The organism is Dyella sp. (genome assembly GCF_036746095.1).
In the GTDB taxonomy this organism is placed as follows: domain Bacteria; phylum Pseudomonadota; class Gammaproteobacteria; order Xanthomonadales; family Rhodanobacteraceae; genus Dyella_B.
The window spans coordinates 110,933-121,360 of the sequence record NZ_DAIOEU010000008.1 but is presented as its reverse complement, the minus strand read 5'-3'; the positions used below and the strand labels follow the sequence as shown (position 1 = coordinate 121,360).

Annotated in this window: 10 protein-coding genes; 3 read left to right on the top strand and 7 right to left on the bottom strand. The window is 58.6% G+C overall.

From position 1 onward, the window contains the following. Window positions 1-339 precede the first annotated feature (339 nt). Both V7M64_RS06050 and V7M64_RS06045 read right to left on the bottom strand, forming a co-directional pair. Entirely contained in the window at window positions 340-1,323 is a 984-nt protein-coding gene (locus V7M64_RS06050) for a trypsin-like serine protease (protein ID WP_333677772.1), read from the bottom strand. Window positions 1,324-1,649: 326 nt separating this feature from the next. Continuing rightward, the gene (locus V7M64_RS06045; RefSeq protein WP_333677771.1) at window positions 1,650-2,483 is read right to left on the bottom strand and encodes an oxidoreductase; all 834 of its coding nucleotides are present in this window, start codon (window positions 2,481-2,483) and stop codon (window positions 1,650-1,652) included. A gap of 116 nt (window positions 2,484-2,599) precedes the next feature. On the opposite strand from V7M64_RS06045, the gene V7M64_RS06040 reads away from it, so the two are divergent. Beyond that, a complete protein-coding gene (locus tag V7M64_RS06040) occupies window positions 2,600-3,562 on the top strand; it encodes an AraC family transcriptional regulator (protein WP_333677770.1) in 963 nt (320 codons plus the stop codon). 444 nt (window positions 3,563-4,006) lie between these two features. After that, complete coding sequence (locus V7M64_RS06035) at window positions 4,007-4,279, top strand: hypothetical protein (protein WP_333677769.1); 273 nt, start codon at window positions 4,007-4,009, stop codon at window positions 4,277-4,279. A 270-nt stretch (window positions 4,280-4,549) separates the two neighbouring features. On the opposite strand, the gene V7M64_RS06030 is transcribed toward V7M64_RS06035, so the two are convergent. Next, window positions 4,550-5,167, bottom strand: coding sequence for a TetR/AcrR family transcriptional regulator (locus V7M64_RS06030; protein ID WP_333677768.1), 618 nt, complete (start codon window positions 5,165-5,167; stop codon window positions 4,550-4,552). Window positions 5,168-5,314: 147 nt separating this feature from the next. Here V7M64_RS06030 and V7M64_RS06025 point away from each other — a divergent pair, with 147 nt between their 5' ends. Continuing rightward, a complete protein-coding gene (locus tag V7M64_RS06025) occupies window positions 5,315-5,848 on the top strand; it encodes a hypothetical protein (RefSeq protein ID WP_333677767.1) in 534 nt (177 codons plus the stop codon). Window positions 5,849-5,968: 120 nt separating this feature from the next. Here the strand turns inward: V7M64_RS06025 and V7M64_RS06020 are convergent, their stop codons facing one another. The 4 genes from V7M64_RS06020 to V7M64_RS06005 form a co-directional block, all read right to left on the bottom strand. Then, complete coding sequence (locus V7M64_RS06020) at window positions 5,969-6,460, bottom strand: hypothetical protein (protein WP_333677783.1); 492 nt, start codon at window positions 6,458-6,460, stop codon at window positions 5,969-5,971. Between the two features lie 215 nt (window positions 6,461-6,675). Then, the gene (locus tag V7M64_RS06015) at window positions 6,676-8,199 is read right to left on the bottom strand and encodes a glycosyltransferase family 39 protein (protein WP_333677765.1); all 1,524 of its coding nucleotides are present in this window, start codon (window positions 8,197-8,199) and stop codon (window positions 6,676-6,678) included. 357 nt (window positions 8,200-8,556) lie between these two features. Continuing rightward, on the bottom strand, window positions 8,557-9,297 hold the full coding sequence (locus V7M64_RS06010; protein ID WP_333677763.1) for a LytTR family DNA-binding domain-containing protein: 741 nt from the start codon (window positions 9,295-9,297) through the stop codon (window positions 8,557-8,559). Further along, a complete protein-coding gene (locus V7M64_RS06005) occupies window positions 9,294-10,409 on the bottom strand; it encodes a histidine kinase (protein ID WP_333677762.1) in 1,116 nt (371 codons plus the stop codon). The genes V7M64_RS06010 and V7M64_RS06005 overlap by 4 nt, the downstream gene beginning before the upstream one ends. Window positions 10,410-10,428: the final 19 nt, after the last annotated feature.

Below are 10,428 nucleotides of genomic sequence, written 5' to 3'. Positions count from 1 at the left end.
CATTCCCGCTTTCGCGCACTGCTGTCCGGAGAAATTTTTCGCCGTTCTTGCGGGAAAGCTAAAACGACGTCATTCCAGCGAAAGCTGGAATCCAGCGACTTGAAAATCTGCAAAGGCACTGGATTCCAGCTTTCGCTGGAATGACGAGTTGATGGCACTGAATTTCCATGGAAATTTTTTGATGCCGGGTGCTATGCCCGCGCATTTCTGAAGAACTTCATTTTCCCCGGACAGCAATGCGCTTTCGCGGGAATGACGGCCGTATGGGATATGGCGATTTTTGAGTCTCGCCTTCGATAGGAGAACACACGTGGGATAACTCAGGCTGCGACCCGCCTTTTATTCAGGCGAGAGCGAATCGGCAATTTTATACATGGGAACAAACGTTTCGGGCAGCAACCGGGGTTGTCCGCTGATCGGAGTGGTTTTAGCGAAGACGCCCACCACCTCCACGGGCGCGCTATAGATGGCGACGATAGGGCCGCCACTATTACCTGGTTGCGGCGAGCAATTGAGCAGCACCAAGTTGTTGTATTGCCCTCCGCGGTCCGTGTGGCTGTCGCATTGACGTTGTTCCGCAAAGTGATAGGGGCCGTCACCTGAGATCGCTTTCGACGGATAGCCTACGTCTCTGACCAGCGGAAACAGCTCCCCTGAGTTCACAAGCGGTTGCAGCGCGCCGCCCACTGTCTTCTCAAGCGTTTCGCCTGAAGACTGCGAATACACGCGAGCCACGGCAATGTCTGCTTGAGGGTTGCCGGGGGCGTCCATGCCAGGCATAAAAGCGATGCGAATCGGCCATTTTCCCAGTGGCGCGTCGTACGTTCCATCAAAGGCAGGCACAAACATCAACATGTCATGCCATTTGATGCCATAGAGGCAGTGCGCGGCAGTAAGGATGAGATTTTGACTGCTGGAATGAATCACTGAGGCCGAGCAGTGACGCAGCTCCTCGCCAACCAATGGATCATGGCTGCGCCAAAACAGGATGCCGGTGAACCGGGATAGCGGTCGATCCATGTAAGGGGCATGGACGAGCGTGTAGCCAGCCTGGTCGGCGTCTGGATCCAGAACGGGCTCGATCGGATATTGCGGGGGAAGAAAATCTTCCGCGGGCCAAGCCGCCTTCATCTTTTCCGAAGTCCAGAAATCGATGACTTTATCGCGGCAAACCATTTCCTTCTCGCGACATGGCGGGCTGGGAACGACTTCGTAAGGAGTGTCGGCGCGGGGATTGGGTGCGTCGGCGAGCGTTTCTGCCCGGACATGCAACGCGGTTGCTGAAGCCGCTGCGACGAATAAAGCAAGATATGCCTTGTGCATAACGAGATGCCTCCGTTATTTCGAAAGGATTCCCGCTGTCTTTTGTACGCCCCCGTATCGCTGTGTGCTGTGCGCTTGGCCTCAACATGTGCGTACGAAATTGTCTTGAATTCGAGCAGGATTTCTTGTGGAGGCCCTTCACTGGATACGGCGAAGGATAAGTTGCTATTGCAGCTAATACGAATGCGCGCTTTGGAGATCTCCTGATCTATCAGGGGCACGCAAGTGCCTGTTTTGGGGCTGCTGTAACTGGCCGGAAAAAAATAGTGATGTCCTCCATCCGCGGACCCGAAGTGTCCGTTTGCAGTACATGCACAGGAGCCGCTTTAGCCATCCGTCGAACGTGTGAGCGTTTCCCAGGCCTTGAACTCTTCGCCCAACGCCGACAGCTTGTTGCGCACCAATTCAAGCGCATCGCTGCCAAGCAAGAGATGCACAGGCGGTGTGTCGCTGGCGATCGCGGCAAGCATCGCGCGTGCGGCCTTGATGGGATCTCCCAGCTGGTTGCCGCTCTTTTCTTCACGGGCCTTCCGGATCGGGTCGAATAGCGCGTCATAGTCGGCAATGGAGCGAGGAGAGCGAACCATCGAGCGGCCCGCCCAATCGGTACGGAATGAGCCTGGCGCAACGGCAGTCACGGCGATACCGAACGGTTTGACCTCTTTGGCAAGGACCTCCGAGATGCCTTCCAGCGCGAACTTGCTGCCGCAGTAATAGGCGATGCCGGGCAGGGTGATGAATCCGCCCATCGACGTGATATTGAGAATGTGCCCGCGCCGGCGCCTGCGCATGTAAGGCAACGTCGCCTTCATCATTGCGACGGCGCCGAATACGTTCACGTCGAACTGTTTGCGCATGTCGTCCAAGGGCGATTCTTCCAGCACGCCCTCGTGTCCATATCCGGCGTTATTGACGAGCACGTCCACCGGGCCGACGTTCGCCTCGAGCTCGGCCACCACGCCATCGATGGTCGTGAAGTCGGTGACGTCCAGCAGGCGCCCTACGGCCTTGGCTGGCGCAAGTGCTTCGAACTCCCGTCTCGCTTGTTCGTTGCGTACCGTGCCGACTACGACGTGGCCGGCGGCGAGTGCTTCCTGCGCCAAGGCGCGGCCGAAACCACTGCTTACGCCGGTAATAAGGAAGATCTTGCTGGACGACATGGAAGCGACCTCGCCGGGCGATATAGGGAAGCTTGCACGTTAATCTTTTGAGTACCCATAATTACGATCGAATATTCTTCTTTTATTGCCTATTTCTATGATTTCGATCCTGCCCTATGAAAGCGTCCAACCGTAGCCCCGGTCTCGCGGACGGCGATCAGCAACGGATGGTGGCGTTGCTTCGGGCGTTGGCTCCGCAGGAGGGCTACAACCTGACGGCGCTGCCGGATGTACGCATTCTGCGTTCCGATCGCGCGTTGTCCCGCACACCCGTGCTGTACGACCCGGGCATCGTGATCGTCTGCCAGGGGCGCAAGCGCGGCTACTTCGGCGACCAGGTCTATCTGTATGACGAGCAGCACTACTTGGCCGTCGCAGTGCCCGTGCCTTTCACGATGGAAACCGACGCTTCGCCGAAGCGTCCGTTGCTGGCGATTTATATGCACCTGGATTTTCGCGTTGCCGCCGAGTTGATGCTGCAGATCGAGCGAGAACGCATGCCGGCGCAAGACGATGCACCCCAAAGCATGATGTCCAGTCCGATGGACGTTGCGCTGCGGTGTTCCGTGCTGCGTTTTTTGGAAGCGATGAGCAAACCGCTTGATGCGGCCGTCCTCGGTCCTGCGCTGGTACGCGAGTTGTATTTTCGCGTACTCACCGGCGCGCAAGGCAATGCGATGCGCGCGGCGTTGGCGATGCAAGGACAATTCGGCAAGATCGGCAAAGCACTACGCCGCATCCATAGCGCTTATGCACAGGCGCTGGATCTTCCGCAACTGGCGAGCGAGGCGGGCATGAGCGTGCCCACGTTTCACAGCCACTTCAAAGCCGTCACACATACCTCGCCCATGCAGTACGTGAAATCCACGCGCTTGCATCAGGGACGCTTGCTGATGGTACGCCAGGGCATGACCGCCGAGGCGGCAAGCCATGCCGTCGGCTATGCAAGCCCATCGCAGTTCAACCGGGAGTTCAAGCGACTGTTCGGGCTGACGCCCGCTGCGGAAGCAAAACGCATGCTGGAAAGTTTTGCGGTGCCACCGGCGCATGCAACGCCGGATTTCGTCTCATCGCACTAAGGGTGCCTGATCACTTTCGCCCGCGCTGCGTAGGCATTTGCCAACACCTCAAAGCACCCGCCACTGACAGATGGTGGGGCGTGTTTATGCGAAGGTGCGGCTGTCGGGCGTGCCCATCCAGCGAGATGACCGCGACACGCCCGACATGAAGTGAAAGTAGCGCGGATCGCCTGAGCACCACCTCAAACGATCCGCTGGCCACCAAAAACTAGCTTGGAGTCAATGATGGTTACCCTCGATCATACGGCACCAGCACACCTGCGTGCTCCCTCCCCGGTGCTTTTCCGCTACTTCACCGCCGCGCACACTGCGCGACGTCGAGCCGAAGTGGGCATTCGTCGAAACGGAAGCAGCTGATTCCGATACGACGAGCAGGATTTTTTCCTGAAAGCCCTTCACGCCGCGCGCAATACGCGGCGTGACCTAAGCGTGCGGAGAACACCAATGGACGACATGCAAGGCGGCCGCTGCGGACCGCAACTTTATCTATTGTCCAGCGATGGCTACGAAAGCCTGAAACAGCTGCAGGACATGCTGACCCTGATGGCGCTCATCACCTATAACGAGGAGCACGTGGCGAATGGCGAGGTCATGATGGCCATTGGCCGCGCCGAACTCTATTTCATTTTTCAGGCAATCAATACGCAGCTTGATGATGTGCTTGAGCAGCTTGGCAATGAGAATTGGCTGGGCCATGAAAGCCGCACATGGCAATAGCCATGGCGAAGGCGTGCACGATGCCGCACGCAACCACGGCGACTGCAAGCGCTACGAAACGGATCGGCTTCACAATGTTCGTTCCCTGAATATCCCCTTGGATCCAGTTGGATTTTCGAGAACTGCATTTCGAGAGAAGTCCAAAACATATTGACTAACGCGGGCGCGTAATTCGTGCGTGAGTTCGTGGCCTCGCGGTGGTTAATCGTCAATCAGGTATGGAACGGGCCGGGGCTTCCCGGAAGAGGCGATTCAGGTCAAGGCGCCTGCCTATTTATTTGCCCTGTCTCTTTGGGGGCGAGCTTTGCGCGGCTTCGAAGATATGAGCCTGTTCAACCCGGTCGCTACGATCTCCCCAAAGATCTTGGGATCGCCATACGCCCGCGCCGCCAGCATGGCGCCATACACCATCGCCATGAACGACTCCGCTTCCTGGCGTGCCGAGCCTTGCAGCTCGAAGCGTCCCGACTGCGCTCCCTGCGTCAGCACGATTTCCAGCCAGTTCGATAAATCGCGAAAGTGCGCTTGCACTTCGCTGGCTAGATCGTCAGGCAGTGTGGGCAATTCGCTGGCGAGCATGCCGGCGACGCAGAACGGCGCCGACGCATCCGCAATGCATTTTTCCCAGTAGCCGGTGTACATGCGCAACTGCTCTTCCGGATCGAAGGCGCCGCCGCCGAGCGAACGTGTCTGCTCCACGATCAACGCGCGGGATTGTTCGACCACCGCACGCGCCAAGTCCGATTTGCCGGGAAAGTGGTGATGGATGCTGGCTTTGCGAACTTGCACCTCTTCGGCGACGTCCGCGTAGCTGAAGCCGTTGTAGCCGCGGGTCTGGATGAGGTGCCGAGCCGAATCGATAAGTTTTTGCTGGGTCGTCGTAGTCATGGCGGTCATCCTATCACTAGGTAGGTACGTCCATGGATGGCGAGGTGGAAATCCATTCTCCGAAGCAAAACGACCCGATGGATTCAGTTCTTGACAAGATAACCTACCTACTAGTAGGTTATACCGAGTTATTCAGGAACCTCCCCCATGAACATGCTTCGGAACTTCTACTTTCTTCGCGCGGGTGTCGCGTTTGCCTGGGTCGCCCTGGCCTTTCTCTTTGCCGCCGGGCCGCTTCCCATGGTGGGCGCGCTTCTTGTGCTTTATCCGGCGTGGGACGCGATCGCTAACGTGATCGACGCGCAGCGAAGTGGTGGCCTGCAAAGCAATCCGGGACAGAAGTTCAACGCGCTTGTCAGCATCGTCACCGCGGCATGCATGGGCGTGGCCTTTACCTTCCGTGGTAACGCAGGGGCTGTGCTGGTATTCGGCGCATGGGCGCTTCTTGCAGGCCTGTTCCAGTTGGCGGTGGGCATTCGGCGCCGCAAGCTGGGCGGGCAGGTTTTCATGATGATCAGCGGCGCGCAGTCGGCGTTGGCTGGCATTTTCTTTATCGTGCAATCCTTCGGGGTGGCGCCCGGTATTGCCAAGCTCGCGCCGTACGCCGCGTTTGGTGGCTTGTATTTCCTTTTGTCGGCGCTGTGGCTGACGTTGAAGACGAAGCGCACGGTATCTGCTTAATGAGGGATGGCTGCGATCCAGTGCCGCTCGGCGCCATAGCTGGCGCCGGCGTATTTCAAGTCGTCGAGTAGGCCGGCTATCGCTAAATATAGCCCGCATCGGTGGATTACTTGTTTTTCGTTATTTTTGGCCAGTCGCAAACGCTGCGCTCAACCTGCTGTTGAACGGCATCGGATCACTGGTGACAAGACAGTTGTAATCTTTGCCTGAGTTAAGAATCAGCACCGCGGATGTCGACGTCTTGAAGTCGGGGCTGATCGAAAACAAAACGTATGCATCCGGCAGTGCGGCGGGGCGGAATGCGCCAAATGCGTACTGGTTCGCAAGGCCCAGTGGCGATAGCGATATCGTGTACCCCAGCCGCTGGGTGGTGGTATGTGGCGACGGTAGCGACAATGACGCGCTCATGATTCGCGACTTTGCGTTGATCCAATATTGGGTCGTGACCATTACGCCAAGGTACCGGGAATCGGGTGCTGACACCTGCAGGCTGCAAGCGCCGGTGTCTTTTGGGTCGGGCTGACCTGTCCGCGACGTCGCGACTACGTGAGATAGCAAGGCCGGTACACTCCCCGCAGAAGGTGATGCGAAAGCGGCATCCCCGTATGACATGGCGATCAGCGATGAAGTACCGAACGCCAGCAAATAACCAAGGCGATGGATTATAAAGCGCATATGGGCTCGTTCCTTGCTGAAGGGATGCAGCGAATGGCCTTTATCCAATGATATGCCGGTCATCAAAGTAATGAAAAGTACCGGTTTCATTCATCCTCTATGGATGGCTCAAATAACCTTCCTTCTTCGCGGCGGGCAGCTTGCACGGGAGCTTATCCAAATTCCGGCCCGCGCTTCCAAAGCTCGCTCAGTGGCTTGCGCATATGGCTGCACACGAAGATATCGGGGTGGTAGCGACTCTCTTCATTGGCGATGCCCAGCGCGTTGGTGTTGTGGCCGGCAAGGCGGCAATCGCTGAACAGCTTATCGGCATCCTCTTTCGAACTTCCCACCAGGATAACGGCGCTGGCTGATGTCTTTGGATAACCGCGTAGCCATCCGGAATTGACGGTGGTGATTGGCATGGGCAGGTGGTAGCGCGGGCCCAGCAGGGCGATGGCGCCGTACTCGCCATAGTTCCCGACGCCAATGGCGACGTTCGCTTGCTGTTCGGCAGGCAAGGCATCACGGATGGCGGCCACTTTTGCAACGAGTTCATTCCAGCCGATCTCTTCGCGGAGATCGCCATTGTTACGCAGCGCGTAGTCGCGCAAGGGACCGCTTGATGCGAATGGAACGATACGAAGCGACGCATAAATGCCGATGGCGAAGACGCCCGTCAGCATCAGTGCGGCAATCCCAACACGCCAGGCGGGGCGCATGGCGAGCAACCATCGCTCTCCCAGCACAGCGCCCATGGCGAGAAGCATGGGGTAGGTGCCGCAGGTGTAATAGAAGCGCCCACGCGCAGCCAGGAACAGCAGCAGCGGTACCACGTACATCCAGGCGAGCATGCGATAGCGGCGATCCTTGAAGTAGCCGAACAGGCCCGCCAGCCAGACCGGCGCGGCGAACAGATTGGCGTTCAACAGGAACTGGTCGCGCAGGAAGCCATCCGCACGTCCCTCGCCGATGTCCCGTGCATGGATGCTTTGCAGAAAATGGTAGGAAATGAAATCGTGCCTGATGAGCCAGACGAGGTTGGGGATAAATAGGAGTAGCGCGATGACGCCGCCGCTCCAGAACCAGCCATTCGTGACATATCGCCGCGCGTCGGTAAGCAGCACGCCCGCCAGCACGCCGGCAAGCTCGAAGGCGATAGAGTATTTGGTTTGCATGCCAAGGCCGGCGAGTATGCCAATCGCTATCCACCAGCGTGGCTCATCGTCACGCAGCAAACGGATTGCGCACCAGGCGATGAGCACCCACCACAGCAAGTCGAATGACGAATACTGGAATTCCGTCGCCTCGAACATCGGCACCGGTGACAGCGCTACCGCGACGGCTGCAAAAACCTGCGCCAGCCGGCCGCCACCCAGGTCGCGTGCCATCAGGCCGCTAGCCAGAATCACCAGCACCTGCGCCATCACCGAAAACAGCCGCAACCCCACAAGCGATAGCCCGAACATCTCCAGGCCCAGGTGTTCCAGCACGGCAGTCAGGGGCGGGTAGGGCACAAAGCCCCAATCCAGGTGCTGCGCATCGCTCAGGAACTGCCATTCATCCCGATGAAATCCGTACTGTCCGTTGGTCAACATGTGGACTACGCCGAAGATCACGGCAATGGCGAGTACCGGCAGGGTGTCCTGCAGATAGCCCGGGACAGTCCGCTGAACGGAAAGGCTGGTCGCTGCCATGCATGCATCCTTTAAACAGGTCGGTTGTTTGACAGGCACCTCTGCGGTTCCCAGCGCTATGCCAGTACTTCGCCAGTGTTTCAGCGTATATCTGCTCCTCTCCTGCGTGTAGTAGGGAAGGCCAGGGTGGGGGCGAGCGCAGCGAGCGGCAAAACGCACAACATCGGCTTCGTCCCCAAAAGGTTAGGGGACGATATCCAGCTGCGCGCTAAAGTCCAAGCAGCCCACCCCGACCCTCCCCTACCGGCGCAGGGGAGGGGCAGAACTCGCTCCCTCGCAGTTTGAGAGTTTGATCGACAGGCGAGCAGCCGGCAGCGATCTTGGGGCGAGTGGAGGCGTCGGTGTGGCGAGAGGGAATTACTGCCCCATGCGCGCAAACAGCGCTTCGCGATACCGCCGACTAAGCCGGAGAATGCGGCCGTTATGCAGATGAAGTTCATAGTCGCCCTTGAAGAGCGGCGCGAGCGATCCAATGCAGCCGATATTGACGGCGGTCGATTTATGGATACGCACGAAGCGCTCATTACCAAGCTGCGATAAAAGATCCTGCAGTGTCCTTCGCAACAGGTAGCTGCGCGAAGACGTATGCACGTGAACGTAGTTGTCATCGGCTTCAAGCCATTCAATGCACGCCACATCGATCAGCTGCAATCGTTCGCGATCCGGTACAAGCAGGCGCTCGCAGGCCGGCGCCCGTGCTCGCCCCATGGCTACCGCCGTCGCGCCGGACTCGTGGGCGTGCTGCCTTTCCCGCACACGCTGCACGGTACGCGCGAAGCGATCCAGGTCATAAGGCTTGAGCAGATAGTCGACTGCATTGAGGTCAAACGCCTTCACCGCATGTTCGTCGAAGGCCGTCACGAACACGATCAGTGGTGCGAGGGATGGTTCCAGTTGTGCGGCGACCTGGAGTCCTGTCAAGGTCGGCATCTGCACGTCAAGGAACGCCACGTCCGGGCGGTATTGCTCGATGTACCGTGCCGCGGACAATCCATCTTGTGCCGATCCGACTACCGTCATGTCCGGTTGATCGGCAACCCAGCGTTCAAGTTTCTCGCGAGCCGGTGCCTCGTCGTCGGCAATCACCGTGCGGATCATGCGAGGGTGCTCGCCAGCGGTATCAAAACGCGTGCGGCAACGCCGCCGCCCTCGTTGCGAACCAGCAGCGACGCCGCATTGCCGTAGATGATGCTCAGCCGTTCCCGGCAGTTGCGAAATCCCACTCCTTCGCGGTGCTCCGGCGTCAGCAGGGAGCCGGAGTTGCTGACGACGATTTCCAGCGTGCTGTTTTCGCGCCGCACGCCGATCGTGATGCATACGGGCGTCACCGCGGGTTCGACAGCATGCTTGAACACGTTTTCAAGCAGGGGTTGCAGCAGCAATGCCGGCACCGGAACGGCTAGCAGCGTCTGATCGATTTTCCAGCTCAGCGCCACACGATCGCGGAACCGCTCGTGCATGATGCCCGCGTACAGTTCAAGCGTGCGAAGTTCTTCGGCAAGCGGCGTCATCTCATGGTTGATCGATCGAAGACTGATACGCAGCAAATCGCCCAGCGCCGCTACCAACCGATCGGCTCGCGCGACGTCCGTATGCATCAAGGCCGAGACGGTATTGAGCGCGTTGAACAAGAAATGCGGACGCAGCTGGCCTTGCAACTGCGCAAGCTGCGCCTCGGCCAGTGCTTTCTGTGTTTGCAGCAGGCGATGCCGCTGAAGCTGCCATTGCCCGTAGGAATCGACGCCAAACAGAACGCCAAGCCACAGTCCCGTAAAAATGGTCAGTTTGGAACTCTCGTATACAAGGACGAAGCTCCAGCTTGAGTGCTCATACGTGCGGCCCATCAGCGCGTACGCACCCTCCCGCATGGCATACACGGCGGCAATGAAGGTGACGGCGACCAACGGCAACCATCGCAGGTAGCAGCCAAACCAGACCAAGGGCCGGTCCAGATACGCCGCATGACGCCCGCGAACCCTAACCGCAAGCAACATCCACGCGGTTAGCACCAGTGTCGAACTTCCTTCCCAAAGGACCGGTTCCCACCACTGCGTATGCGGATCGTGGAGTGCATTCTCGATGGCCACGCAGATCATGAGCAGCCAGAACGCCGCCCACCATGCCCATAGCGTGGGCATCGTTTTCGAAGAAAGCGTCGCGTCGCCGCCGGTGCGAATGCCCGCTGACGATGGGCGAGATAGCAGGTTCATGGCTGAGGAGTGTAGCCGT

Bases quoted from the DNA above. Each gene is read 5' to 3' on its own strand.
- V7M64_RS06050 (WP_333677772.1), bottom strand. From the start codon at position 1,323: ATGCACAAGGCATATCTTGCTTTATTCGTCGCAGCGGCTTCAGCAACC.
- V7M64_RS06045 (WP_333677771.1), bottom strand. From the start codon at position 2,483: ATGTCGTCCAGCAAGATCTTCCTTATTACCGGCGTAAGCAGTGGTTTC.
- V7M64_RS06040 (WP_333677770.1), top strand. From the start codon at position 2,600: ATGAAAGCGTCCAACCGTAGCCCCGGTCTCGCGGACGGCGATCAGCAA.
- V7M64_RS06035 (WP_333677769.1), top strand. From the start codon at position 4,007: ATGGACGACATGCAAGGCGGCCGCTGCGGACCGCAACTTTATCTATTG.
- V7M64_RS06030 (WP_333677768.1), bottom strand. From the start codon at position 5,167: ATGACTACGACGACCCAGCAAAAACTTATCGATTCGGCTCGGCACCTC.
- V7M64_RS06025 (WP_333677767.1), top strand. From the start codon at position 5,315: ATGAACATGCTTCGGAACTTCTACTTTCTTCGCGCGGGTGTCGCGTTT.
- V7M64_RS06020 (WP_333677783.1), bottom strand. From the start codon at position 6,460: ATGTCATACGGGGATGCCGCTTTCGCATCACCTTCTGCGGGGAGTGTA.
- V7M64_RS06015 (WP_333677765.1), bottom strand. From the start codon at position 8,199: ATGGCAGCGACCAGCCTTTCCGTTCAGCGGACTGTCCCGGGCTATCTG.
- V7M64_RS06010 (WP_333677763.1), bottom strand. From the start codon at position 9,297: ATGATCCGCACGGTGATTGCCGACGACGAGGCACCGGCTCGCGAGAAA.
- V7M64_RS06005 (WP_333677762.1), bottom strand. From the start codon at position 10,409: ATGAACCTGCTATCTCGCCCATCGTCAGCGGGCATTCGCACCGGCGGC.